This window comes from Roseateles sp., from assembly GCF_044373315.1.
Lineage (GTDB): Bacteria > Pseudomonadota > Gammaproteobacteria > Burkholderiales > Burkholderiaceae_C > JACDQM01.
Map to the genome: position 1 here is coordinate 1 of NZ_JBILQK010000007.1, position 24,805 is coordinate 24,805.

Annotated in this window: 19 protein-coding genes and 2 tRNA genes; 3 read left to right on the forward strand and 18 right to left on the reverse strand. The window is 64.0% G+C overall.

Annotation, left to right across the window (positions count from 1 at the left end):
* Nucleotides 1-167: 167 nt before the first annotated feature.
* From ACIQ67_RS03120 to uvrC, 7 genes are all read right to left on the reverse strand, one after another.
* A tRNA-His gene (locus tag ACIQ67_RS03120) sits at nucleotides 168-243 on the reverse strand.
* A gap of 67 nt (nucleotides 244-310) precedes the next feature.
* On the reverse strand, nucleotides 311-2,218 hold the full coding sequence (locus ACIQ67_RS03125) for a SurA N-terminal domain-containing protein (protein WP_397532894.1): 1,908 nt from the start codon (nucleotides 2,216-2,218) through the stop codon (nucleotides 311-313).
* Between the two features lie 177 nt (nucleotides 2,219-2,395).
* A tRNA-Val gene (locus ACIQ67_RS03130) sits at nucleotides 2,396-2,471 on the reverse strand.
* A gap of 16 nt (nucleotides 2,472-2,487) precedes the next feature.
* Nucleotides 2,488-2,760: an HU family DNA-binding protein gene (locus tag ACIQ67_RS03135; protein WP_397532895.1), complete on the reverse strand. Its 273-nt coding sequence runs from the start codon at nucleotides 2,758-2,760 to the stop codon at nucleotides 2,488-2,490.
* Between the two features lie 206 nt (nucleotides 2,761-2,966).
* Nucleotides 2,967-3,533: a CDP-diacylglycerol--glycerol-3-phosphate 3-phosphatidyltransferase gene (gene pgsA, locus ACIQ67_RS03140; protein ID WP_397532896.1), complete on the reverse strand. Its 567-nt coding sequence runs from the start codon at nucleotides 3,531-3,533 to the stop codon at nucleotides 2,967-2,969.
* A gap of 75 nt (nucleotides 3,534-3,608) precedes the next feature.
* The gene (locus tag ACIQ67_RS03145; protein ID WP_397532897.1) at nucleotides 3,609-3,893 is read right to left on the reverse strand and encodes an energy transducer TonB; all 285 of its coding nucleotides are present in this window, start codon (nucleotides 3,891-3,893) and stop codon (nucleotides 3,609-3,611) included.
* 265 nt (nucleotides 3,894-4,158) lie between these two features.
* A complete protein-coding gene (gene uvrC, locus ACIQ67_RS03150) occupies nucleotides 4,159-6,210 on the reverse strand; it encodes an excinuclease ABC subunit UvrC (RefSeq protein ID WP_397532898.1) in 2,052 nt (683 codons plus the stop codon).
* Between the two features lie 40 nt (nucleotides 6,211-6,250).
* Between uvrC and earP the strand changes: the two genes are divergently transcribed.
* Complete coding sequence (gene earP, locus ACIQ67_RS03155; RefSeq protein WP_397532899.1) at nucleotides 6,251-7,309, forward strand: elongation factor P maturation arginine rhamnosyltransferase EarP; 1,059 nt, start codon at nucleotides 6,251-6,253, stop codon at nucleotides 7,307-7,309.
* A gap of 171 nt (nucleotides 7,310-7,480) precedes the next feature.
* A complete protein-coding gene (gene efp, locus ACIQ67_RS03160) occupies nucleotides 7,481-8,035 on the forward strand; it encodes an elongation factor P (RefSeq protein ID WP_397532900.1) in 555 nt (184 codons plus the stop codon).
* A gap of 81 nt (nucleotides 8,036-8,116) precedes the next feature.
* Here efp and ilvB read toward each other — a convergent pair whose 3' ends face one another.
* Nucleotides 8,117-9,841: a biosynthetic-type acetolactate synthase large subunit gene (gene ilvB / locus ACIQ67_RS03165; protein ID WP_397532901.1), complete on the reverse strand. Its 1,725-nt coding sequence runs from the start codon at nucleotides 9,839-9,841 to the stop codon at nucleotides 8,117-8,119.
* A 130-nt stretch (nucleotides 9,842-9,971) separates the two neighbouring features.
* On the opposite strand from ilvB, the gene ACIQ67_RS03170 reads away from it, so the two are divergent.
* Nucleotides 9,972-10,433, forward strand: coding sequence for an Lrp/AsnC family transcriptional regulator (locus ACIQ67_RS03170; protein WP_397532902.1), 462 nt, complete (start codon nucleotides 9,972-9,974; stop codon nucleotides 10,431-10,433).
* A 26-nt stretch (nucleotides 10,434-10,459) separates the two neighbouring features.
* Here ACIQ67_RS03170 and ACIQ67_RS03175 read toward each other — a convergent pair whose 3' ends face one another.
* From ACIQ67_RS03175 to dnaE, 10 genes are all read right to left on the reverse strand, one after another.
* Nucleotides 10,460-11,311, reverse strand: a complete 852-nt coding sequence (locus ACIQ67_RS03175) for a 2OG-Fe(II) oxygenase (protein ID WP_397532903.1) — start codon at nucleotides 11,309-11,311, stop codon at nucleotides 10,460-10,462.
* A gap of 16 nt (nucleotides 11,312-11,327) precedes the next feature.
* On the reverse strand, nucleotides 11,328-12,110 hold the full coding sequence (gene yaaA, locus ACIQ67_RS03180; protein ID WP_397532904.1) for a peroxide stress protein YaaA: 783 nt from the start codon (nucleotides 12,108-12,110) through the stop codon (nucleotides 11,328-11,330).
* A gap of 114 nt (nucleotides 12,111-12,224) precedes the next feature.
* Complete coding sequence (locus ACIQ67_RS03185; RefSeq protein WP_397532905.1) at nucleotides 12,225-13,580, reverse strand: TolC family outer membrane protein; 1,356 nt, start codon at nucleotides 13,578-13,580, stop codon at nucleotides 12,225-12,227.
* Nucleotides 13,581-13,625: 45 nt separating this feature from the next.
* Entirely contained in the window at nucleotides 13,626-13,967 is a 342-nt protein-coding gene (locus ACIQ67_RS03190) for a rhodanese-like domain-containing protein (protein ID WP_397532906.1), read from the reverse strand.
* A 13-nt stretch (nucleotides 13,968-13,980) separates the two neighbouring features.
* On the reverse strand, nucleotides 13,981-14,634 hold the full coding sequence (locus ACIQ67_RS03195; protein ID WP_397532907.1) for a protein-L-isoaspartate O-methyltransferase: 654 nt from the start codon (nucleotides 14,632-14,634) through the stop codon (nucleotides 13,981-13,983).
* A gap of 66 nt (nucleotides 14,635-14,700) precedes the next feature.
* Entirely contained in the window at nucleotides 14,701-17,883 is a 3,183-nt protein-coding gene (locus ACIQ67_RS03200) for an efflux RND transporter permease subunit (protein WP_397532908.1), read from the reverse strand.
* Between the two features lie 18 nt (nucleotides 17,884-17,901).
* Nucleotides 17,902-19,059: an efflux RND transporter periplasmic adaptor subunit gene (locus tag ACIQ67_RS03205; RefSeq protein ID WP_397532909.1), complete on the reverse strand. Its 1,158-nt coding sequence runs from the start codon at nucleotides 19,057-19,059 to the stop codon at nucleotides 17,902-17,904.
* A gap of 13 nt (nucleotides 19,060-19,072) precedes the next feature.
* Nucleotides 19,073-19,864, reverse strand: coding sequence for a TetR/AcrR family transcriptional regulator (locus ACIQ67_RS03210; protein ID WP_397532910.1), 792 nt, complete (start codon nucleotides 19,862-19,864; stop codon nucleotides 19,073-19,075).
* A complete protein-coding gene (locus tag ACIQ67_RS03215; protein WP_397532911.1) occupies nucleotides 19,861-21,120 on the reverse strand; it encodes a patatin-like phospholipase family protein in 1,260 nt (419 codons plus the stop codon). The genes ACIQ67_RS03210 and ACIQ67_RS03215 overlap by 4 nt, the downstream gene beginning before the upstream one ends.
* 141 nt (nucleotides 21,121-21,261) lie before the next feature.
* Nucleotides 21,262-24,771, reverse strand: coding sequence for a DNA polymerase III subunit alpha (gene dnaE / locus ACIQ67_RS03220; protein WP_397532912.1), 3,510 nt, complete (start codon nucleotides 24,769-24,771; stop codon nucleotides 21,262-21,264).
* Between the last annotated feature and the right edge of the window lie 34 nt (nucleotides 24,772-24,805).

Consider the following 24,805-nt stretch of genomic DNA (forward strand, 5'->3'; position numbering starts at 1 on the left):
GCTCCACGCTTCCTCCCCACATTCGGTCGCCCTCGTGCAGTTGCGCTTCGCTTCGTTCGCTGTGATCAACTTACGGCGGGACTTGCACCCGCAAGAGTGCGCTCATGCTGAGCGCACATGAAAAAAGCCCAGAGGCTTGCGCCTCTGGGCTTTTGATCAATGTTTTTTGGGGTGGCTGATGGGACTCGAACCCACGACAACAGGAATCACAATCCTGGACTCTACCAACTGAGCTACAACCACCGCAGAGCCATAGATTATAGACAGGATTTTTAGCAGGCGCTACAGAAATTCAACGCCGCCTGAAAAATCATTGGGTAACGGCCGACGCCGCCACGCCGACCTTGATAACGGCCTTGTGCCGCGCCTTCAGCGCCTCATAGTAAGCTTGTGACTCGGCCGACGTCCAAGCCTGCGCATACTGCACAGCAGCGCGCTTGGCATCAATGATCGCAGGGTCGCGCGGCATCAGCTTGCTGATGCGGGCGACCACGTAGCCACCTTCATCACTCTTTGCACCAACGTACGCCGGCAGCTTAGAGGCGTCCGCACTCAGGATCGCCTTCACCACCGTGGGGGAAAGTCCGCCAAGCGCTGCGCGCGACACGACCAGGGAAGCGCTCAACCCATCACCTGAGTCGGAGGTCTTGAGGGCCTCCAAACGTTCCTGACCCTTCTTGATGGCCATCTCACCGGCGAGCTTCTGAATCAGTTGAGCGCGCACCTGGGCTTGCACATCCGCCAACTCAGGCAGGCGCGCTGGCATGTGTTTGATGACTCGAGCCGCCACCAACTGATTCGCACCCACCTCGACCGCTTCGGTGTTGCGCTTGTTGCGAACAGACTCTTCGCTGAACACCAATTCAAGAAGCTTGGGCGAAGCCAGTGCACCACTGATGCCCGGCGCCGGCTGGCGCTGGACGCTAGCCGTTTGAACCTTCAGCTTGGCCAGGTCTGCGGCTGGCTTGAGGCTGTCAGATTGCTCGTAGACGGTATTGCTGAACTGCTCGGCAAGCTCGGTATAGCGCTTCTGGGCCAGTTGCCGGCGCACTTCCTGCTCGATCTGCGGCCGCACACTCTCAAAGGTCTTGCGTTCGCCACCGCGCACGCCAGTGACCTGGATCACGTGGTATCCGAAATCAGACTCGACCACGTTGCTGATCTCACCTGCCTTCAGCGCGAAGGCAGCGTCTTCGAAGGGCTTCACCATCGCACCGCGGGCAAAGAAATCCAGATCGCCACCGTTGGCAGCCGAGCCTTCATCCTGCGAATGCTGGCGAGCCAACTCGGCAAAGCCGGCCGGGCTCTTCCGCGCCTGTATCAACAGTTCTTCAGCCTTGGCACGCGCCTTTGCACGAGCATCAGCAGAGCTGTCCTTCTCTGCCTTGATCAGAATGTGGCTTGCACGGCGCTCCTCGGCAACCGTGTAGCGCGACTCGTTCTCGCTATAGTACTTGCGGAGCTCTTCTTCGCCCATCTTGATGTCGCCTAGCAGCGCATCCAGATTCAACTGCACATATTCAATCTCAGCCGATTCGGGCAGTTGGAAGCGAGCAGAATTGGCTGGCACCTTGTAGAAGGCTTCCAGATCAGCCTGACTCGGGTTGATCTGAGCCAGATAGTCCCTCGGATCGAAGCGCTGCAGCTGCAATTCACGACGCTGCAGGAGCGCATCAAAGGCCACGCCTGAAACCGCTTCGACCGACAGCGCAGATTCGCTCACGCCAGCCATCACCTGACGGAGCGTCAGGTCCTGACGCAAGCGGCGCACAAACATTTCCGAACTCATGCCCTGAGCGGTCAGCAAAGCCTTGTTCACCGTGCCGTCCGGATTGCGCAGGAAGGCGAACTCCGGATCAGCCCTGAACAGGGCCTGGAGACGCTCATCGCTCACCACCAGGTGCTGCTTGACGGCTGTGGTCTGCATCACACGCTCACGCAGCAGCCCTTCGAGCGACTCACGCTTGACCTCCGGCGTGTCAAACTGCTTGAGATCGGCGGTCGGCATTTGGGCCCGCATGCGATCGACCTGCTCACGATGCACCGCGTCCCATTCGGCCTGAGTGATCTTCTGCCCATCAACACTGGCAACACTGGTCTTGCCTTCAGCCATGAAGCTGCTGTACCCCTCAACGCCAACCAGCACGAAGGCCGGCAGCACCAGGAGCAACAAGACGATCATGAAAAGTCGGTTGTGCTTGCGAACGAATTCAAACATGAATAACCTCTGACAGGCGGTACACCGCCGGGCGGCTCTGAGCCAAGCGCGCCAACCAAACAGGCTGTGCGCCAAGCGCAGTTGCAAACAAGACAAAGGCGAACCGGGGTTCGCCTTTGCTCTGGCTCATTGTAGCCAAAGGCTGGGTGCCGCCTCGCGACAGGACCAAGCCAAAACTGGTGGGTGCTAACGGGCTCGAACCGCTGACCTACTCCGTGTAAGGGAGCCGCTCTACCAACTGAGCTAAGCACCCGGATAAACCGGGGAAATCAGTTCACTGCGTCCTTCAAAGCCTTGCCTGGCTTGAACTTGGGCACCTTTGCCGACTTGATCTTGATCGTATCGCCCGTGCGGGGGTTGCGGCCGCTGCGTGCTGCCCGCTTGGTGACGCTGAAGGTACCAAAACCCACCAGCGACACTGTGCCGTTCTTCTTGAGCGTGGTCTTCACACCACCCACCAGGGCCTCCAAAGCGCGGCCGGCCGCCGCCTTGGAGATGTCAGCCTGCTTGGCGATGTGCTCGATCAGTTCGGACTTGTTCACAAAATACTCCCTGACATGAATGCAAGATGCCGCTCGGGCCGAAGTGCGGGAATTCGTCCCGGGTAGACCAGTGGCGCAAGCCAAGGTAGACACCGCGGGGATCGGATTCTAGATGCAATCCTGCCGTGCTCTGGGACAGGAAAAATCCTGATACATCTCGCCGGCAAATAGGGTCGCGACGCGCTCGGGACTGGCTGCCCTCTGAGCTACTTGGCGCGCGCCTTGATTTCCGGCACGGCCTTCTGCAGGTAGTAGACCATCGACCAGATCGTCAGGATGACTGCGGCAAAGATCAGCCAGGAGCCCCAAAGGCGGGTCGAGACAAAGCCAAACAGTTGACCATCAAACAGCAGGAACGGGATGGCGACCATCTGGACGGTTGTCTTGAGCTTTCCAACCATATGAACCGCAACACTGCGCGAGGCACCGATCTGGGCCATCCACTCACGAAGGGCAGAAATGGTGATTTCCCGCCCGATGATGACCAGCGCCACCAGTGCATTTACCCGCCCAAGTTCAAGCAAGACCAGTAGGGACGCACAAACCAGGATCTTGTCCGCCACCGGATCAAGAAAGGCACCGAAGGCCGATGTCTGATTGAGCTTGCGAGCGAGGTAGCCGTCCAACCAATCGGTCAGTGCAACAACGATAAAGAGCACAGTCGCGAATAGGTTCTGATGGGCCGGCGCCAGATCCAGGTAGAACACCCCGACGATCAATGGAATCGCCACGATGCGGGCCCAGGTGAACAGTGTTGGCAGCGTGAAGAACATCCGGGCATTGTGCCCAAATCCGCAGCACCGGCTGCATTGCTTGCGTGCCGGTGTCGTCTATTTGCCGAGGTCAGCTTAAAGGTCTAGCGTCATCGGCTTGAAGAGACGCTGATCGTTGAACAGAAAGGTCTCGCTGAATTTCCACGGCCGAGGCATGGCAGTGACATCACCAAACGGTGCCGCACGCCGCACCGCCGCGATAGCCAGGTCCAAGGTATCGAGGGCCTGTCCAGGCTTGCGAAGCACACCGATCTTCTTGATGCTGCCGTCGGCATTGAGCTCCACTTCAAGCACTGGAATCGCCAGCAACACCTGCGGCACCTCACCGGTGTAGACGCGGCCTGGATTGGCGGCAATCAAGCGCTGAGCAGCCTGCAGCCGCAACTCCGTCGCATTGCGAATTGGCTTGGGTGGCCCCAGCCTGGCATCAGCGGCGGGACGAGCAGGTTCGTTCGGCTTCGGCAGCGCTGGGCGAACGGCGCTTGTGCGGTCCGCAGCGCTTGCATCAGGCGTCTGCGCCGGCGGTGGAGCCGGCGGCAGGGAGCAGCCGGTAAGGCCCGCCATCAACCCCAGACTCAACCACGCAGCAAGGCGCCACCGGCCGGGCGAAGCAGCCGTCTGTCTTTCAATGCAGGACACGATAGATCTCCTCAGCCAGTTCTCTTGAAATACCTTTGACGCTGCACAGTTCGTCGACGCTAGCGGAAGCCACGCCGCGCACACCTCCAAAGCGTTGCAGCAGCTGCGCTCGTTTCTTTGGTCCCACACCCGGCACCTCTTCGAGCTTGGACCCACCTGTACGGACTGCGGCCCGCTTCGCCCGCATGCCTGTGATCGCGAATCGATGCGCCTCATCACGAATCTGAGCCACAAGCATCAATGCTGCCGAATCGCGCCCAAGATAGACCTTCTCGCGTCCATCGGCAAAAACCAGCTCTTCCAGGCCGACCTTGCGCCCCTCGCCCTTCTCGACACCGACGATCAGACCCAGGTCCAAGCCCAACTCCTCAAAGACACTTTTGGCCATGGAGACCTGCCCCTTGCCCCCGTCCACCAGCACCAGGTCGGGCATGCGCCCTGTGCCCAAAGTGGCGGCCTCGGCCAGTTTGCTGTAGCGCCGCGTAAGCACCTGCCGCATCGCGGCGTAGTCATCACCACCAACGATGCCTTCGATGTTGTAGCGCCGGTACTGGCTGCTTTGCATCTGATGCGCCTCGAAAACCACGCACGATGCCATCGTCGCCTCGCCGGCGGTATGGCTGATGTCGAAACACTCGATACGAAACTTGTCGAGCTCGGCCGCGCTGAGATCCAGCGCTTCCACCAGGGCGCGCGTGCGCGCCTGCTGCGAACCTTCCTCGGACAAGAGCCTGGCCAGCGCCAACTCCGCACCCTTGATGCACATCTCCTGCCAGATGCGACGCTGGCCACGAGGCTGGGCCTGCACCGTCACCTTGCCCCCAGCCTGGGCGCTGAGCGCCTCGGCCAGCCCCTCACCCACAGCATCGCTGACCACGATCAGGGACGGCAGCTGCGAGTCCAGGTAGTGCTGCGCCATGAAGGCCTCCAGCACCTGCTGCTCAATCGACACCGGCAAGGCCACGGTCTCGCCATCACCGTCGTCATCCGGCAACTGCACGGCAGCCGCATCTTCGACATGCTTGGGGAAGTAGGCGCGATCGCCCAGATGGCGACCGCCACGGACCATGGCGAGGTTGACACATGCACGCCCGCCCTTCACCCTCACCGCCAGAACATCAACATCGCGATCTCGCCCGGTCGCGCTGCTTTCATCGACAGCCTGCTGCTGAAGCACCTTAGACAGGGCCTGAATCTGGTTGCGAACCTCGGCCGCCAGTTCGTACTGGTAGGCCTCGGCATAGGCCATCATCTGCGCCTGCAGGCCTGCCATCACCTCATCCGTTTCACCAAGCAGGAAGCGCTCTGCATTGCTGACGTCGCGGCGGTATTCCTCGGTCTGCCCCTCGGGCACGCAAGGCCCGGAGCAGCGACGGATCTGATACAGCAAGCAAGGTCGGCTGCGGTTGTTGAACACCGTGTCCTCGCAGGTGCGCAGCCTGAAAACTTTTTGAATCAGCTGGATCGACTCCTTGACCGCCCAGCCACTGGGAAACGGCCCGAAGTAGCGATGCCGCTTGTCGACTGCGCCGCGGTAGTAGCTGACACGCGGCCAGGCGTGGCCCGACAGGCGCAGGTACGGATAGCTTTTGTCGTCCCGGAACAGGATGTTGAACTTGGGGTTCAGCGCCTTGATCAGGTTGTTTTCCAGCAGCAGCGCCTCGGCCTCGGTGCGCACCACCGTGGTCTCCAGACGCGCGATGCGGGCCACCATCATCCCGATGCGGGTGCCGCCATGGTCCTTCTGGAAATAGCTGGAGACCCGTTTCTTCAGGCTTTTCGCCTTGCCGACGTAGAGCACATGATCCTGCGCGTCGAAATAGCGATAGACGCCCGGCAGACCGGGCAATGCCGCCACCTCGGCCAACACCGCCTCGCGACGGGCCAGCGCGATCTGCTCGACCTCGGCCACCCGCTGGCGTTCTGCCGCCTCGCTGGCCGCACGCTCGGCCGCCCATTCGGCCTCCTTTTGAGCGCCCACTGCGGCGGCATCGCCCGCGAGCGCGGGCGCCGAATTGGACGAATCAGCTTCATGCATGGGGCGCGATTGTGCCGCGTGCCCCGGTCGATAATGAGCCATGGAACTGCGCTGGGACGTGTTTTGCCGGGTCATCGACAACTTTGGAGACATCGGCGTCAGCTGGCGCTTGGCACGCAATCTGGCCTTGCGCGGCCAGCATGTCAGGCTGTGGATCGATGACGCTTCAGCGCTGCGGTGGATGGCGCCTGAGGGAATTCCTGCGCGGATTGAAGTGCTGGAGTGGCAACAGAGCGTTCATGCCAGCTCAGTTGGGGACGTGGTCATCGAGACCTTCGGCTGCGAGCTACCCGAGGCCTTCATTGCCCGCATGGCTGCGAGGCAGCCCGCACCACGCTGGATCAACCTTGAGTACCTGAGCGCTGAGCCCTATGTCGAGCGAAGTCATGGCCTGACATCTCCTCAGTTCAGCGGCCCTGGCCAAGGCTTGAAGAAGCGTTTCTTCTATCCCGGCTTCACGGCCCGCACCGGCGGATTGCTTCGTGAGCCAGGGTTGCTGGCCAGCCAGGCGACGTTTGACCGCGAACACTGGTTGGCAGCGCAGGGCATTGAGGCGCAGCCTGGTGAGCGCCTCGTCAGCCTGTTCGCCTACCCCAATCCCAGCCTGCCGCAGCTCCTCGAAAAGCTCGCCGCCACACCCACTCTCTTGCTGGCCTGCCCCGGCTCAGCGCAGGATGCCCTGCCCTCGCTGAAGCTGCCAGAGTTCATCCGCTGGCGGCCCCTGCCCTACCTGAGCCAAGACGACTACGACCACCTCTTGTGGGCGTGCGACCTGAACCTGGTTCGAGGCGAAGATTCCTTCGTCCGGGCCCAGTGGGCGGCACAGCCCATGGTCTGGCAGCTCTACCCGCAGTCAGATGGCGCACACGCCCACAAGCTCGACGCCTTCCTCGATCTGTGGCTCACCGGCACCGCACCTGAACTCGCAGGGCCGCTGCGGGGCCTTTGGAAGGCCTGGAATGGCCTGGGAAGCTGGGCCGACCTTACGCCGCCCGAGCTGCGCCGTATGCGGGCACATGCCAAATCCTGGCGGGACCGACTCACCCAGCAGGCTGATTTATGCGAGCAGCTGCTGGGCTTTGTCAGGGAAAACAGCTAAAATAGCCGGCTTTGCCGCGCCGAGGGGAAGTCAACAGGGATTTCGGGCGCGTGCCCGGACGGGTGTTTGACGCCGAACGACGCCAAGCTGCGAGTTTTGTGCCGAACTCTGGGGTTCACCTCTCACCGCCCGCCAACAGACACCTCTCCCGACACCTTTGACGGAACACCTATGAAGATTGCTCAAGAAATCCGCGCCGGCAACGTGATCATGCACGGCAAGGACCCGATGGTCGTGTTGAAGACCGAATACAGCCGCGGTGGCCGCAACGCAGCCACGGTCCGCATGAAGCTGAAGAGCCTGCTGAACAATTCGGGCACCGAAGTCGTCTTCAAGGCCGACGACAAGATGGACCAGATCATTCTGGAAAAGAAAGAGTGCACGTACACCTACTTCGCTGACCCGATGTATGTGTTCATGGACACCGAGTACAACCAGTTCGAAGTCGAAGCCGAGAACATGGGCGACGCGCTGTCCTACCTGGAAGACTCCATGCCCGTGGAAGTGGTGTTCTATGACGGCAAGGCCATCTCGGTCGAACTGCCGACCTCCCTGGTGCGCGAAGTCACCTGGACCGAGCCGGCCGTCAAGGGCGACACCTCGGGCAAGGTGCTGAAGCCCGCCAAGATCTCCACAGGTTTTGAAATCCCCGTGCCCATCTTCGTGGCCCAGGGCGACAAGATCGAAATCGACACCCGCACGCACGAGTACCGCAAGCGCGTCTGAGCTTGGCTTTCGGCTCAACCAAGAAAGGCAGCTTCAGCTGCCTTTTCTCATTTCAGGACCGCTTGAGCGCCTGCTGCCGGATCAGCCAGTTTCCGACAGCGCGAGATAGGGCCGGTCCCGCGCCAGCCAGATCTCGTTGTGAGCAGCGCCGGCCGGCATCATCGGAAAGCAGTTCTCCTGCGCCGCGACGGCCACATCCAGGAAGAAGGGGCCGGCACTGCTCAAGCACTCCTGGATCGCGGCATCCAGTTCGGCACGGTGCTCCACACGTCGCGCCTGCCACCCGAAAGCTCTGGCCAAGGCGACAAAGTCCGGCAAGGCCTCGGTATAGCTGTGGCTCAGCCGGCCACCATGGATCAGCTCCTGCCATTGCCTGACCATGCCCATACGGCCGTTGTTGCAAAGCACCAGCTTGACGGCCGTCCGATGCTGCATGGCGGTGGACATCTCCTGGATATTCATCAGCACCGAAGCATCGCCGCTGACGCAGACCGTCAGCGCCTCGGGATGCGCGATCTGAGCGCCGATCGCAGCCGGCAGCCCATAGCCCATGGTGCCGGCACCGCCCGAACTCAGCCAGCGCCCCGGCCGCCGCTGTTTCAGATACTGGGCAGCCCACATCTGATGCTGGCCGACATCGGTGGACACAATGGCATCGCGGCCGGCCAGGGCCAGATCCAGGCGGCTCATCAGGGCCTGCGGCAGGATGCAGTCCGTTCGATCTTCAAAGTCCAGGCAACGCTCCTGGCGCCAGCCATCGATGCGCTGCCACCAGGCCGCAAGATCCTGACCGCCGCGCCAGCCCTGCAGCAGCCCTTGCAGGCTGGCGAGGCAATCGCCCAGTAGCCCGACTTGCGTCTTGCACACCTTGCCGATCGAACGCGGATCGACATCCAGATGCACGATCTGCGCCTGCGGGCTGAAGCCGTCCAGGCGTCCGGTCACGCGATCATCGAATCGCGCGCCCACGCAGACGATCAGGTCAGCCTCATGCATGGCAAGGTTCGCTTCCAGCGTACCGTGCATGCCCAGCATGCCCAGGCACTGCGGATCGTCAGATGGAAAGGCCCCGAGGCCCATCAGCGTCAAGGTGCATGGCGCGCCTGTGGCGCGCACCAATTCGGCGAAGGCACGGCAGGCCTCGGACCCGGAGCTGATCAAGCCGCCGCCGCCGTAGAGCACTGGGCGCCGGGCCGCATGCATCAGGTCGAGCGCAGCGCAGATCTGATCCGCCGGTGGCGGCGGGCCGCCCGCGACCGAAAGCATTGGCGGCACCCAGGTACCCACCGGCGCCAGCTGCACATCTTTCGGGAAGTCGAGCAGCACCGGCCCCGGCCGCCCTCCGGCACATCGTCGCAGCGCTTCGGCCACACCGGCCGGGACAGCGTCGGCGTCCCTCAGCTGCATGTTCCACTTGGTCACCGGCCTGGAAATGCCTAGCGCATCGCACTCCTGAAAGGCATCCGTCCCGATGACGGCCGTGGCCACCTGGCCGCTGATGCACAGCACCGGGATCGAATCACACAGCGCATCAAGCAAGCCGGTGGTGGTGTTGCTCATGCCTGGGCCTGATGTCACGAAAACGACGCCAACCTTTCCGGTGCTGCGCGCATACCCCTGAGCGGCATGGACCGCCGCCTGCTCATGCCGAACCAGCACATGGCGCAGCCTTGGCTCGGCGTGCAGGGCGTCATACAGCGGCAGCACGGCTCCGCCGGGATAGCCGAACACCGTATCGACCCCGAGTGCCAGCAGAGTGGCAATCAGGGCCTGCGCACCGTTGCGCGGCGTCGCCTGGGCGGGCATTTCAGGTGTTTCAGAAGCAGCTTGTGACATGAGCGTCACTGTGCCCAAGAGCACTCAGCAAAGGCTTTCGCACTTGCTGCATATTTTTCAATCGGCAGAAAAGTTTTCCGCCAAACTAGAATCTGTCGGAATGAAGCTCGATAAATTCGATATCGCCATCTTGGAAGTGCTGCAGCGCGATGCCCGCACCAGCCTCCAGGAGATCAGCCAGCAGGTGGGTTTGACCAGTTCCCCTTGCTGGACGCGCATCAAGCGCATGGAAGAGGCTGGCGTGATCGAGGGCTACTCGGTTCGGGTCAACGCCGCCAAGCTGGGTCTGGCCGACACCGTCATCGTCCATGTCACGCTGGACAACCATTCAGACGAGGCCCTGTTCGAGTTCGGCCGAGCGCTGGAGCAGATCCCGGAAGTGATCGAAGCCTTCCTGGTCTCAGGAGACTACGACTACTACGTGCGCATTGCCGTCGCGGATACGCGAGACTACGAGCGCCTGCTGCGTGAGCGGCTCTACAAGATCCCGGGGATCCGCCATAGCAAGAGCAGCTTCGTGCTGCGCCAGCTCAAGCAGAGCCAGTTGCCGCTCAGGCGCTGAAGGCGGCTGGAGACCGTGCGGACGCTTCAGTCGAACTCGCGCCAGCGCAGCCATTTGGTGGCCACCCACTTCTCGCCCTCCAGCACCGGCGAGCCGCCATGCAGGCTCAGGCTGCTGGGATGCGGCTGGGCATAGCTGAAGAACACCGCATTGCCCTTGATCGGCGCCACTTCCAGGCCCACATCCGGAAACACGGTGCCGCCGCCACGTGTAGGGGAGTTCAAATACATCACTAGGGTTGCCACACGTTGGCCGCCGCGCTGGATGATGGCCTCGGTGCTGGCCAGCGCGGGATCGAAGTAGTCATAGTGCGGTAGATACTCGGCGCCGGGGGCATAACGCAGAACCTGAAGGCCTTCGCCATTCTCGACCGGCCAGTTGAGCAGGTGGGCTATGCGCGCTTCGATGCGGGCACAGATGTCGTTCTCGGAGCGCCCGAAGAACATGCCCTGGCTGGTGCGTGCGGCATTCACCTCGCTGCCGTCGCTGCGCTCGGCCACCGTCTCGGACCGCGAAAGCCGCGGCGCAGCAGCCGCGCGCAACTCCTCGCACTCCTCGTCAGACAGCAGGCCGCCAAAGACCACCAGACGAGGCTTGCGCGCGGTGAGCAGGATCTTGACCTCACGGTCACCCGCCCAAATGCGCGAAGGCTGGCCGCTCAAGGCAGGTTCAGGCAGGGTTTGCTCCGGAATTCCCCGGCTCCCTGGCACCTGCTCCTGCACGACACCAGCCAGCACCTGCTCCAGCGCGCGCTGCGCCACCGTCTCATCCCAGCCGCTGGCCCGCATCGAGGCCATTACCTTTTCCGGAGCAACGCCAGCCCGGTTCTGCTCAACGATCCAGTGCCGAAGTTCCGGCGTGATCACTTGGGTATTCATGCCGGATATTCTGCCTTCAGACCAGCTTGCGCCGGAACAGCAGGCGCTCGGGCGTGGACAACTCGGGCTGGTAGCGGTAGCCCTCCAGGTCAAAGCGCTGCAGACCGGCCGGCGTGTCGATCTGGTGTTCGATGCAGAAACGTGCCATCAGACCGCGGGCGCGCTTGGCGAAGAAGCTGATGATCTTGTACTGCCCGTTCTTCCAGTCCTCGAACTGGCACTCGATCACGCGCGGCTGCAAGGCCTTGCGGTCGGCAGCCTTGAAGTATTCCTGCGAGGCGAGGTTGACAATCACCGGCACCTGGCTGGAGGCAGCGCGCGCATTCAGGTGCTCGGCCAGTGCGTCACCCCAATAGGCGTAGAGCGTGGCACCTCGCACTGTGGCCAGGCGGGTGCCCATCTCCAGGCGGTAGGGCTGCATCCGGTCCAGCGGACGCAGCACGCCATACAGGCCGGACAGGATAAGCAGATGCTGTTGCGCCCACTTCAGCTGCGCCAGGCTCAGCGAACCCGCATCCAGGCCTTCGTAGACATCGCCATTGAAGGCCAGTACCGCCGGCTTGCTGTTGGCCTCGGTGAACTGCGGCTCCCAGGCCTGGTAGCGGCCCACGTTGAGGGCTGACAGCGCCTCGGACAGGTCCATCAACGTGGCGATCTCGGCCGGTGTCTTGCGCCGGAGCACCTCGATCAGTTCGGCCGATTGCGTCAGGAACTGTGGCTCGGTAGCGTGCTGGAGCACAGCGGGCGGTACGGCGGTTTCGTAGTCCAGGGACTTGGCAGGCGAAAGGAGATAAAGCATGAGGTCAGATTTTGCCCGCCCGCCCCACGGCATGTAGCAAGGCCCGAAAAAAACCAGGGCCGGCAACCGCTTCACGGTGCCGGCCCTGACGCACTGAGTGCGCGCCGAACAGCCTTACTTGACCAGCAGCTGGTTGACCGCTGCTACATCCTCGGGCTTGAGCTGGCCGCTGGCCTGGCGCAGCTTGAGGCTGGTCAGCACCACGTCATAGCGGGCCTTGGCCAGATCGCTCTGGGTCGAGAAGAGCTGGGTCTGAGCATTCAGCACATCCAGGTTGACGCGCACGCCCACCTTGTAGCCCAGCTGTGTGGCCTCAAGAGCCAGCCGGCTTGAGGACTCGGCCGCTTCCAGCGCCTTGACCTGAGCCAACCCGGACTGCACGCCAAAGAAGGCACGCTTGGTGTTCTCGGTCACGGCCCGGCGAGCGAACTCGAGATCATTGCGCGAGCGCTCCTCCAGAGCCACCGTTTCCTTAATGCGGTTGCCCGTGGCACCGCCGGTATACAGCGGCATGTTGAGGGCCACGCCAACGCTGGCCACGCCGGTGGTGCCAGGCATCGTGGCGCCGTTGCCGCGGGCATTGGTGCTGGCCAGCGTGCCGGTCAGGTCCACCGTCGGCGCTTCCGCCGCGCGGGCCTTGCCGGTCTCCAGCCGGGCCACTTCAAGCCCCAGCTTGGCCTTGCGCACCAGCGGGTGTTGCTCGTCAGCCAGACTGACCCAGGGGTCGACCGTCATCGGTGTCATGGCCGGCAAAGCCACAGGCTGGGCCAGCGGCTTAGGCGCCACGCCCAGACGGCCCACGATCTGGTCCAGCGACACGCGCTTGACGCGCAGGTCATTGTCGGCCGCGATCTCGCGCGCCGTGGCGCGGTCGAAGCTGGCCTGCGCCTCACGCGTATCGGTGATCGTGGCAGTGCCCACCTCGAAATTGCGCTTGGCTGAAGCCAGCTGTTCTGCAATGGCGGTCTTGTTGGCCTTGGTCGTGCCCAGCACGTCCTGTGCGGCCAGCACATCGAAATAGGCCTGGGCCACGCGCACGATCAGGTCCTGCTCCGCAGCTTCCAGATCGGCCTGCGCGATGCCCAGGCTGCGCTGCGCCTGGTCGATACTGAAGCGGTTGGCCCGGTTGTACAGGGCGTACTTGGCGGTCAGGCCGGCCTGCACGGTGGTGGAGTCCACCCGGTTCGGCGGGCGCGGCAGATCGGTTTCAGTCCGTGTCCCGGTCACACCGACGCCCACGCTCGGACGATTCAGCGCATCAGCCTGGGCTGCACGGTATTGGCTCGAATCGGCCTGCGAACGCGCTGCCAGGTAGGTCGCGTCATAGGCACGGGCAGCTTCATAGAGTTCCAGCAGGCTTTGCGCGCGCACCGCTGAGGCAGCGCCCAGGGTCAGCGCCAGCGCCAGGGAAAGACGGCTCATGCGCCACAGCGCATCCGGGCGCTTGGGCATCTTGTTGTCAGCAGGCATGAGGAATCCTCGCAGCAGGGGTAGTTGTGTTGTGGGTCTGGGTATTCAGTATCGAGGCAGAGCCGGGTCAATCTCGCACGACCAAGCGTCAATGCCGCCGGCGAGGTTATAGACCGATTCGAAGCCCTGGCGCTCGAGAAATGCGACGACCTGCAGACTTCGCACGCCGTGATGGCAATAGCAGACGACAGGCTGCAGCGGATCGAGCTCATCCAGACGCTGGACCAGCTCGCCCATCGGGATCAGGCGCTCGCTCACACCCTCAATGCGGATGCGGGCCAGCTCGGCTTCCCAAGGCTGGCGCACATCGAGCAGCAGCGGAGGCGGCAAGCCCGCCTCACCGGTGCAGCGGCTCAGAACCTCGGCGCAACTCAGCTGGGTCGGCATCGACGCTGTTATCTCAGAAGACAAAGCCCGAGCGCTGCTCGAAGCCCTGCAGGCGCGCCGCCACGGTATCGAACAGCACCGTCGAGCGGAACTCGCGCTCGGCGCTGCGGGTGTACAGCATCGCGCGCATCACCGGCTCTTCGCCGACGATGGCCGCCAGGCGACCGCCGACCTTGAGCTGATCCAGCAGCGTCTGAGGCACCTCGGCCACCGATCCAGACAACAGGATGACGTCAAATGGCGCTTCGCCCGCCAGGCCGTGCGCGCCATCGGCTTCACGCACCGTCACATTGGTGGCCCCGGCGCGCTTCAGGTTGTCGCTGGCAAAACGCGCCAGCTCGGCATTGCTCTCCAGCGTGATCACGCGCTGGGCACGGTGGCCCAGCAAGGCCGCCATATAGCCGGAGCCGGCGCCGATCTCGAGCACCTTCTCATGGCGTTGCACCTTCAACTCCTGCAACAGGCGCGCCTCGACGCGCGGCGCCAGCATCTGCTGGCCACCCGGCAGCGGCAGCTCGCAATCGGTGAAGGCCATGGCGCGGTAGGCCGCCGGCACGAAGTCCTCGCGCTTCACCACGGCCAACAGGGCCAGCACATCCGTATCAAGCACATCCCAGGGGCGGATCTGCTGCTCGATCATGTTGAAGCGGGCTTGTTCGACGTTCATCTCGATTCTTCCTCGGGTACGGGCGGCACGCTGTCCAGTTGCGGGCAGCCGAAAACTGGGGGGATTCTATTTCGCGCCAGGGCCTGCGGGCGCCTCGGCGGGCACGGCCGGCGCGAACTTGCGTTTCAGCCAGGCCGACAGGTCGTCAAGATAGCAATAGATCACCGGCACCACCACCAGAGTCAGCACGGAAGAGGTGATCACACCGCCGATCACCGCCTGCCCCATCGGCGCGCGCTGCTCAGAGCCTTCAGAGACGGCAAAGGCCAGCGGCACCATGCCGAAGATCATCGCCAGCGTCGTCATCAGGATGGGCCGCAGCCGCACGGCCGCCGCACGCAGCAGCGCGGCCTCCCGGCCCATCGGTTCGTTGTCAACGCCATGCCCATGCTCGCCTTCGCGAGCCCGGATCGCGAAGTCGATCAGCAGGATGGCGTTCTTGGTCACCAGGCCCATCAGCATCACGATGCCGATGATGGAGAACATGTTCAGCGTCGAGCGGAACGCCAGCAGCGCGCCCACCACACCGATCAAAGTCAGCGGCAGCGAACTCATCAGCGCCAGCGGCTGCAGAAAGCTCTTGAACTGGCTGGCCAGGATCATGTAGATGAAGACGATGGCCAAGGCCAGCGCGCCCACCGCATACTGGAAGGACTCAGTCATGTTCTTGGTCGAGCCGCCGAAGCTGTAGCGGTAGCCCGGCGGGAACGGCGTCTCGTCCAGCACATTCTTGATGTCGGCCGAAACCTCACCGGCGCTGCGGCCCAGCGCATTGCCGTCGATCTGAACTTCGCGGTTCAAGTCGCGGCGGTTGATCTGGTTGGCGCCGGTCGCCGCATGCACATCGGCCACCTGCGACAGCCGCACTACGCGCGGTGAGCCGTCGGCCGCAGCCGCCACATTGATCGGCAGATTCTGCAGATCGGCCAGGCTGTCGCGGGCCTGCGGCGCCAGACGCAGCAGCACGTCGTAGTTCTCGCCGTCCGGCGCGCGCCAGTTGCCCACCGTCGTGCCGGCCAGCAGCGTGCGCAGTGTGCCTGCCAGCGCATTGACGTTGAGCCCGGCGTCGGCCGCCGCCTCGCGCTTGACCTCGATGGCCACGGTTGGCTTGTCGGGCTTCAGCGTACTGTCCAGGTCGACCAGGCCAGGAATCTTCTCCAGCTTGGCCATCACCGTCTTGGACAGACGCTCCAGCTCCTTCAGGTCGGCGCCCTGGATGGAGAACTGCAGGCTCTTGGAGCCGCCCAGATCGGTCTGGCCGATATTGGTGATGGTGACGCCCGGGATCGTGGCCAGTTGCTCGCGCAGCGGCAGCACCAGATCGTTGACGCTGCGCTGCCGGTCCTTGCGGTCCGTCAGCCGCACATAGATTGAGCCATAGATCTTGCCGGCCGCGAAACCGCTGTTGATAGTGGTCACGGTGTAGCGCACCTCGGGCAGTGCGCGCAGCACCGCGTCGATCTGGCGCGCCCGCGCCTCGGTCACTTCCAGCGATGAGCCGACCGGAGTGTAGAAGTTGATCTGGGTCTCGGACAGATCGGCCTTGGGCACGAACTCCTTGCCCAGCGAGCCGGCCAGGCCGCAGCTGGCCACCAGCGTGGCCAGTGCGATCGCCAGCGTGGCCCCTTTGTGAACCAGCGACCAGGCCAGCACGCGCTGATACAGCGCCGACAGCCATTCGCTAAACCGGTCGAAGGACAGCGTCACGCGGCCCAGCGTCTTGTCGTACAGCGTCACTGGCGGACCGCGATGGGCCCCATGCGCCTGCGGGTCATGCCAGATGCTGGACAGCATCGGGTCCAACGTAAAGGAGACAAACATCGAGATCAGCACCGCGGCGACGATGGTGATGCCGAACTCGTGGAAAAACTTGCCGACGATGCCGCCCATGAAGCCGATCGGCAGGAACACCGCGACGATGGAGAAGGTGGTGGCCAACACCGCCAGCCCGATCTCCTCGGTGCCGTCCAGCGCTGCCTGGCGCGGGCTGGCGCCCATCTGGACATGGCGCACGATGTTCTCGCGCACCACGATGGCATCGTCGATTAAGAGGCCCACGCACAGGCTCAGCGCCATCAGCGTGATCATGTTGATCGTGAAGCCGAACACATACATGAACAGGAAGGTGCCGATCAGCGCGATCGGCAGCGTCAGTCCGGTGATCACGGTCGAGCGCCAACTGTTCAGGAACAGAAACACGATCAGGACCGTCAGCAGCGCGCCCTCGATCAGCGTCTGCTTGACGTTGGCCACCGAGACGCGGATGGCGCGCGAGTTGTCGCGGTTGACCTCTGTCTTCACGCCCTTGGGCAGCAGCACCTGCGCTTCCTTGAGGGCCGCCTGCAGGCCGTCGACCACGGCGATGGTGTTCTCGCCTTGGCTCTTCTGCACCGACAGCAACACCGTGCGTTGCCCGTTGTAGAGCGCCAGGCTTTCGACTTCCTGCGGCCCGTCCACCACATCCGCCACCTGCCACAGCTTGATCGATGCGCCGGCCTTGCGGGCCACCACGATGCCGCGGAAATCCTCCGGCCGCTTCAGGCGCGCATTGATCTGCACCACGCGCTCCTGCTGCGCCGAGTGCAGCGTGCCCAGCGGCAGCTCCTGGTTCTCGCTCTTCACGGCGGCCAGCACCTGGTCGACTGTGATACCCAAAGCCTCCATCGCGGCCGGGCGCAGCTGGATCTGGATCTGGCGCTGCAACCCGCCCACCACACTGACCGAGCCGACACCGCGCACGTTCTCCAGCCGCTTCTGCAGCACCTGGGTCGACCAGCGCGTCAGCTCCTGGGTGTCGATCTGCGCACCGGCATCGGCCAGCACGGCAACATTGAAGATCGGCTGGCTGGCGGGATCGAAGCGCGAGATGCGCGGCTCCTTCACCTCGTCGCGCAGCGTGGGGCGCATCAGCGCCACCTTCTCGCGCACATCCTCGGCGGCCTTACGGCCATCGATGTCAAGATTGAACTCGACGATCACCACCGAGCTGCCCTCGTAGGAGCGCGAATACAGCGAGCTGATGCCAGCCACCGTGTTGACGGCCTGCTCGACCTTCTTCGTGACCTCGGCCTCGACGATCTCGGGCGAGGCGCCCGGATAGTCCATCTGCACCACCACGGTGGGGAAGTCGATGTTCGGGAACTGGTCGACCGACAGGCGCTGGTAGCTGAACAGACCCAGCACCACAAAGGCCAACATGACCATCACGGCCATCACCGGGTTCTGAATCGAAACGCGGGTGAACCACATGGCGTCGCGCTCCGGGCTTCAGCGCGAGGCTGCGGAAGCGGCCGGCATGACCTGCTGGGACGCCGCCATCCTGACCCGAGCGCCTTCGGGCACCTGGCCCGAGGCCCCGGTCAAGACCCGGTCGCCCAGGGCCAGGCCGCTGCGGATCTCGATCACGCCCTGGCGCTGCCCGTCGACCAGCGCCTCGCCGCTGATGCCGGTCTCCACCGTCACCGTCTTGATCTGCCCGTCCTGCACCTTCAGCACATAGGGGCGCGCCTTCTCGATGCGCAGTGTGTGCACAGGCAAGGCCAGCGCATCGCGGGACTCGAGCGCAAGCGTGCCGCGGGCAAACATGCCGTGCCGCAGGCCCTGTGGGTGGTCCAGACGCAGATACACCAGCACAGAGCGCGATCCTGCCTGCGCGGATGGATTGACGCGAACCAGCGTGGCCGCCAGCGCCTGCCCGTCGACGTCGAGCCGCGCCTGGGCGCCGATGCGCAAGGCCGCGGCCTGCTCGGCCGGCAAGGCGGCCTCAAGCTCCAATTTAGCCAGATCAACGATCTCGAGGATGCGACCATCCAACGGCACGCGCTCGCCCGGCTGCGCCAGACGCTGCGAGACCTGGCCGGAAATCGGTGCAATCAGCCGGGCATCCGCCAGCGCCTTGCGAGCCAGCTCCACGGCAGCCTGGGCCGCCTGCAAATTGGCCTGGGCCGCTGCATCGCTGGATTGCGCGGCTTCCAGTGCCGTGCTCGAAATGAAGCCCTGACCGACCAGTGCACGGTTGTTGTCAAGCGTGCGACGCGTGATCTCGGCCTGTGCCTTGGACGCCGCAGCCGACTGCTCGGCTTGGCGCAAGCGCCACACCAGCTCGGTACTGTCCAGCTCACCGAGCAACTGGCCAGCACGGACCGTGTCGCCTTCGCGCACTGACAGCGTTTTGAGCTCGGCCGCCACCTTGGCCTTGATCAGGGCCTGATCGACAGCCTTGATCCCACCGGAGAGCTCGACCTGACGCTCCACACGCAGGCTCTGTACCTGGGCCAGATCCAGCGGCCCCAGCTGCAACACCGCACTTGCGGCTGCTGAGGGTGCCACGGGTGCAGGCGCTTTGGCGCGTTTCAACAGCAGACCGCCAGCGGCGCCAAGTGCAAGCAGAACAAGCAGGGAAACCAGGGCAGTCTTGCGCTTCATGCGTCGGGTCGTCTCAGTTGGTTTTTTCGGAGGGCGCGAGCAGGCCGTTCAACATCAGATCCAGCTGCACCTGCAGCACTGCCTCCGGATCGACGGTACGGCCGCCCACCGAACAGGCACCGAATGAATGCTGGTGCATCACCATGTGCAGCATCGGCGCAATCAGCACCTCCACCGCCGCGTCGGCCGGCACCGGGCGGAATTCACCCGCGGCGATGCCGCGCCGGATCACCTCGGCCAGCTGATCATTCGAGGGGTTGATCACCTCGTCAACGAAAAAGCTTGCCAGCTCCGGGAAGTTGCGCGCTTCGGCCATCATGATCTTGCTGATGCCGCCCGCTGCTGTTTGCCCCATGTGCGCCCACCACTCCCGCAGCAGAATCGCCAGCAACTCGGTCATGCTGCCTTCGAACTGCGCCGCCATCGCACGCGCCTCGGCGATCGGGGAACCCAGGCAATCACGCACCATGGCCTTGAAGAGCTCTTCCTTCGATGCGTAGTACAGGTACAGCGTGCCCTTGGATACACCGGCGCGCGCAGCGACTTCTTCAGAGCGTGTCGCCGCGTAGCCCTTTTCCACAAACAGCTCGAGGGCGGCGGCCAGCAACTCCTGCGGACGCGCCTCCTTGCGACGACGGCGAGCACCGCCGGCTTGCGCGGCCAAGGTTTCGCTGCTCAAGGAATCGGTGTCCGGGCGGCTGGACATGGTGTTTGACAGGAATCGTACTGACTGACTGGTCAGTAATGTAAACACCGGCGCACGCCTGGTCAACCGCCGGCCGGGCTTGTGCCCCTGGCGGTTCAAGCTGCGGCCGTTGAGTCGGCGAAGCCGGCTGATCGACGCCGCATCGATGCGGGATCGACACTCGGCGCCTGTGCCGGCCAGCCGAAGAAACGCTGCACCTCGGCCCGCCGCGCCAAGGTATCCGACATGCCCAGCATGATCAATTCCCCCGTGAACGAGGGCTCAAACAGCAGATAGCTGGTCAGCGCCGAACCGCTGGCGCCCTTGCCCTCGCCCTGCACACCCACGCTGCGCAGCAAGCCGCGCATCGTCGGCGGCAGGCTGCCCTGGTGTTCGGCCGCCAGATCATCAAGGCGCCGGCTTGGCGCAATCACCAGCACATCGATAGGCCGCAAAGCGGTATTGCGCCGCGCTTCCTCGGGCAGCAGGGACAGCGTGTTGTTGATGCGTTGCAGACGCTCGACATCCACCGCCAGCGCATCCAGAAAGATGTTCGACAGGGCATGGCCGGCAATCTGCGCCATGCTCGGATGGCCAGTCACCTGCACGTGGCGCGGGCCGGTTGGCTCGTGCATGCGTCCGGCGCCGATCACCAACACGCGCTCGGCGCCCAGGTGCACGGCCGGCGAGATCGGCGCGCTCTGACGCATCGAACCATCACCGAACCACTCCAGCTGGCCATCGAGTTCCAACTGCTCCGCCGGAAAGATGAAAGGGATGGCCGACGAGGCCATCAGGTGCGCAATCGTCATCCGCGCCCGCGTGGCGATGCGCTGCGAGCGCAGCCAGGGCTCGACCGGCTTGTGCGTCTGATAGAAGGTCACATGCTGGCCCGAGGTGTAGCTGGAGCCACTGATGGCCAGGGCCTGCAGATGGCCCTGCTCCAGCATGGCGTCCAAACGATCCAGCCTCACCCAGCGGCGCAGCAGAGCGCCCAGCGGTTCGTTGTCCAGCAGGCTGCGCGGGCGTGAGCGCTTCCAGCGGGCCAGCGCCCAGCCCAGGCTCATCATCGTCATCCAGCGGGCGCCGGTGCGGATCACACCGAAGGAATCCGCCCGGTAGACCTGGTCGACATGGATGTTCTGCCAGATGTGCACCAGGCCATCGACCGCCGAATCAAAGTCGTCCGCCAGGCAGGCCAGCGTCGACGCATTGATCGCCCCGGCCGATGTCCCGGCAATGATGGGAAAGGGGCTGCTGCCGCTGACGCCGGCATCGCGGCGCAACTGCGCCAGGGCGGCGAGCACGCCGACCTGATAGGCGGCGCGCGCGCCGCCCCCGGTCAGGATCAGTCCGGTCGAAGGCGTCGTGCTCATCCGCCTAGCTTAAGGCCTGTGGGAAGTCAGCTTGGCGTTGAACAAGCCTCTGTTGTGCCCTCAGCTCTGCACCGGCCCGTGCGGCAGCGCATGCCACGGACGGCGCCCACCACCTTGCGACAGGCACCATGCCCCGATCACTCAGTCGTAGCTGACCTGCGGCACCTCATCATGCGCGCCTGCGAAACGGGCGAGCGCCTCGTCGCAGGGCCAGAACTTGGCCGCCTCGCCCAAGTCCAGTTCACCTGAAGCGCCCTCGCGCTTGATCGACAGACGCAGCGACAGCCCCTGCAGCAGCGGGCCTTGCTCGGATTCAATACGGCGCGGGGGCCAGGTCTTGACCACTTCGGCCACAGGCGGCGCGACGCCGTTGGCCGTCAGCCGGAGGAATTTGCCGAAGCGCGCCCGCGCGCCAGCGAGATCCCAGACCTGCTGCACATTCATACGCAGGCCGCCCGAGAAGCGGTCGTTCTGCACCTTGCCCGAGCAGATGATCAGCTCATCCTCAGCCAGTGTCTCGCGGGCGCTGTTGAGCAGTTCCTCATTGGCGACCGCCTCGATGGCGTCGGTCTTGTCGTCGAGCTTGAAGATGGCCACGCGGCCACGCTGGCCATTGATGATGCGCATCTCGCCCACGATGCCGGCCACCATCACCGGCTCACGGCTGTCCTGCAGGTCGACGATGCGCCGACGCACCATGCGGCGCACCTCCTCGCCGCTCTGGTCGAACAGGTGGCCGGAAAGATAGAAGCCGATGGCCGTCTTCTCCAGTGACAGTCGTTCCTTGATGCTCCACGGCGCTGCCTCGACCAGATCCGGCTCGGCAGTTGAGGAGCCATGCGTGTCGTCGAAGTCGAACAAGCCGCCCTGGTCGGCGTTCTGCACCAGCTTGTCGGCAAAGGTGTAGCCCAGCGCCACGCTGGCCAGCAGGCTGGCACGATCGGGCTCGATGCTATCGAAGGCACCGGCCTTGACCAGTGCCTCCACCACGCGCTTGTTGACCGACTTGCGGTCCACGCGGGCGCAGAAGTCGAAGAAGCTCTTGAACGGACCACCCTCTTCACGCGCCGCCACGATGGCCTCGATGGCACCACGACCCGTGCCCTTGACCGCGCCCAGGCCGTAGTTCACCAGCTTGTTGTCCAGCGGCTCGAAGCGATACGTGCCCTTGTTGACGCAAGGCGGCTGGAAGGCGATGCCGAAGATCTTCGCGTCATTGAGCAACACCTTGAGCTTGTCGGTGTCGTCCATTTCAATGGTCATGTTCGCGGCGTAGAACTCGGCCGTGTAATGCGTCTTCAGCCAGGCCGTGTGATAGCTCAGCAGCGCATAGGCGGCAGCGTGCGACTTGTTGAAGCCGTAGCCCGCGAACTTCTCCATCAGGTCGAAGACCTCGTCGGCCTTGGCCTGGTCGATGCCCTTCTCCGCGGCGCCCTTGCGGAAGATCTCGCGGTGCATGGCCATCTCTTCGGCCTTCTTCTTGCCCATCGCGCGGCGCAGCATGTCGGCGCCGCCCAGGCTATAGCCGCCCAGCACCTGGGCTGCCTGCATCACCTGCTCCTGGTAGACGAAGACGCCGTAGGTTTCCTCCAGCACCTGGCCCAGCAGCGGGTGCGGGTACTCGATGGTTTCCTTGCCGTGCTTGCGCGCAACGAAGGACGGGATCAGGTCCATAGGCCCCGGCCGGTACAGCGACACCAGCGCGATCAGGTCCTCGAAGCGCGAGGGCTTGGCGTCCTTCAGCAGGCGCTGCATGCCAGGCGATTCAAACTGGAAAACGCTCTCCGAGTAACCATCGCCGAACAGCTTGAACACCTTGCGGTCGTCCAGCGGCACATTGGCAAAGTCAAAGCCCTGGCGATCGGCGTGGCGGGCGACGATGAAATCCTTGGCCAGCTCCAGGATGGTCAGCGTCGCCAGACCTAGAAAGTCGAACTTCACCAGACCGATGGCCTCGACGTCGTCCTTGTCGTACATGCTCACCGCGCTGGTCGAGCCCGGCTGCTGGTACATGGGGCAGAAGTCGGTGATCTTGCCCGGTGCGATCAGCACGCCGCCGGCATGCATGCCGATATTGCGGACCATGCCCTCGACGCGCGCGGCCAGCTTCAGCAACTCGGCCACTTCCTCTTCCTGCGCCTCGCGTTCCTCGATCTCGGGCGCCTCGTGGCGGGCGTAGATCACCTTGGCCTTGTCCGGGTCGAAGTCCGGCGGCAGCTTGGCCAGCGTCACGGTCTTGCCCGGCGGCGCCGGGATCAGCTTGGCGATCGAATCCACATGGCCGAACCCCATACCCAGCACGCGGCCGATGTCGCGCAGCGCCGCCTTGGCGGCCATGGTGCCGAAGGTCGCAATCTGGCTGACCGCCGGGCGCCCATACTTGTCCTTGACGTAGTCGATGACGCGGTCGCGATTGCCCTGGCAGAAGTCGATGTCGAAGTCGGGCATCGAGACCCGCTCGGGGTTCAGGAAGCGCTCGAACAGCAGGTTGTAGCGCAGCGGGTCCAGATCGGTGATCGACAGCACATAGGCCACCAGCGAGCCCGCACCCGAGCCCCGGCCCGGGCCCACCGGGCAGCCATTGGCCTTGGCCCAGCGGATGAAGTCCGACACGATCAGGAAGTAGCCCGGGAAGCCCATCTTGACGATGGTGACCAGCTCGAACTCCAGGCGTTCGACATAGCGCGGCCGTTCGGCCTCGCGCTTCTCAGGGTCCGGATAGAGCTGTGCCAGGCGCTGATTCAAGCCCTCGAAAGAAAGCTCGCGGAAGTACTGCTCCATCGGCATCGGCGTGCCGTCGTCCTGGATGGGCGTGGGGAAGTTGGGCAGCTGCGGCTTGCCCAGCACCAGCTTGAGGCTGCAGCGCCGCGCGATCTCCACCGTGTTGGCGATGGCCGACGGGATGTCGGCGAACAGCGCCTCCATTTCGGCCTGGCTCTTGAAGAACTGGCCGGGCAGGAAGCGCTTGATGCGCTTGGGATTGGCCAGGGTTTCGCCCTCGGCCACACAGACGCGCGCCTCATGCGCCTCAAAATCCTCCTCGGCAAGGAACTGCACCGGATGCGTCGCCACAACTGGCAGGCCCAGCTTGGCCGCAAACGGCACCGAGGCGCGCACCAGCGCCTCCTGGCCCGGCAGGCCGGCGCGCTGCAACTCGATGTAGAAGCGCTTCGGGTAGACGGCCGCCAGGCGCTGGGCCCAATCCGTGGCGCGCACCTTGTCGCCATTCATCAGCGCCTGGCCGACGGCGCCGAACTGCGCGCCCGACAGGCAGATCAGTCCTTCGCTGAGTTCCTGCATCCACTCCAGCTTCAGGCAGGCCTGGTTGCGGTGCACGTTCTGTATCCAGGCACGCGACAGCAGCTCGCTGATGTTCAGATAGCCCTGGGTGTTCTGCACCAGCAGAAGTACGCGGGTGGGCTGGCGATCGGCGCTCTCGGGCTCGATCCAGCAGTCGGCACCCAGCACCGGCTTGACGCCCTTGCCTCGGCATGCGTTGTAGAACTTCACCGCGCCAAACATATTGGCCAGATCGCTCAGGCCCAGGGCCACTTGGCCGTCCGCGGCCGCGGCCTTGGCGGCGTCATCGATGGTCAGGGTGCCGTCAACGACGGAGTACTCGGTATGGGTGCGCAGATGGACAAAAGACATGGCCGGATTGTAGAGAGCCGCCTGCCTCCTCCCG

What these genes read in the sequence shown, in the direction of transcription:
- ACIQ67_RS03200 (WP_397532908.1), bottom strand. Translation starts at nt 17,883, where the DNA reads ATGTGGTTCACCCGCGTTTCGATTCAGAACCCGGTGATGGCCGTGATG.
- pgsA (WP_397532896.1), bottom strand. Translation starts at nt 3,533, where the DNA reads ATGTTCTTCACGCTGCCAACACTGTTCACCTGGGCCCGCATCGTGGCG.
- ACIQ67_RS03205 (WP_397532909.1), bottom strand. Translation starts at nt 19,059, where the DNA reads ATGAAGCGCAAGACTGCCCTGGTTTCCCTGCTTGTTCTGCTTGCACTT.
- earP (WP_397532899.1), top strand. Translation starts at nt 6,251, where the DNA reads ATGGAACTGCGCTGGGACGTGTTTTGCCGGGTCATCGACAACTTTGGA.
- ACIQ67_RS03125 (WP_397532894.1), bottom strand. Translation starts at nt 2,218, where the DNA reads ATGTTTGAATTCGTTCGCAAGCACAACCGACTTTTCATGATCGTCTTG.
- ACIQ67_RS03190 (WP_397532906.1), bottom strand. Translation starts at nt 13,967, where the DNA reads ATGCCGACCCAGCTGAGTTGCGCCGAGGTTCTGAGCCGCTGCACCGGT.
- dnaE (WP_397532912.1), bottom strand. Translation starts at nt 24,771, where the DNA reads ATGTCTTTTGTCCATCTGCGCACCCATACCGAGTACTCCGTCGTTGAC.
- ACIQ67_RS03185 (WP_397532905.1), bottom strand. Translation starts at nt 13,580, where the DNA reads ATGCCTGCTGACAACAAGATGCCCAAGCGCCCGGATGCGCTGTGGCGC.
- ACIQ67_RS03195 (WP_397532907.1), bottom strand. Translation starts at nt 14,634, where the DNA reads ATGAACGTCGAACAAGCCCGCTTCAACATGATCGAGCAGCAGATCCGC.
- ACIQ67_RS03170 (WP_397532902.1), top strand. Translation starts at nt 9,972, where the DNA reads ATGAAGCTCGATAAATTCGATATCGCCATCTTGGAAGTGCTGCAGCGC.
- uvrC (WP_397532898.1), bottom strand. Translation starts at nt 6,210, where the DNA reads ATGCATGAAGCTGATTCGTCCAATTCGGCGCCCGCGCTCGCGGGCGAT.
- ACIQ67_RS03175 (WP_397532903.1), bottom strand. Translation starts at nt 11,311, where the DNA reads ATGAATACCCAAGTGATCACGCCGGAACTTCGGCACTGGATCGTTGAG.
- ilvB (WP_397532901.1), bottom strand. Translation starts at nt 9,841, where the DNA reads ATGCCCGCCCAGGCGACGCCGCGCAACGGTGCGCAGGCCCTGATTGCC.
- efp (WP_397532900.1), top strand. Translation starts at nt 7,481, where the DNA reads ATGAAGATTGCTCAAGAAATCCGCGCCGGCAACGTGATCATGCACGGC.
- ACIQ67_RS03215 (WP_397532911.1), bottom strand. Translation starts at nt 21,120, where the DNA reads ATGAGCACGACGCCTTCGACCGGACTGATCCTGACCGGGGGCGGCGCG.
- yaaA (WP_397532904.1), bottom strand. Translation starts at nt 12,110, where the DNA reads ATGCTTTATCTCCTTTCGCCTGCCAAGTCCCTGGACTACGAAACCGCC.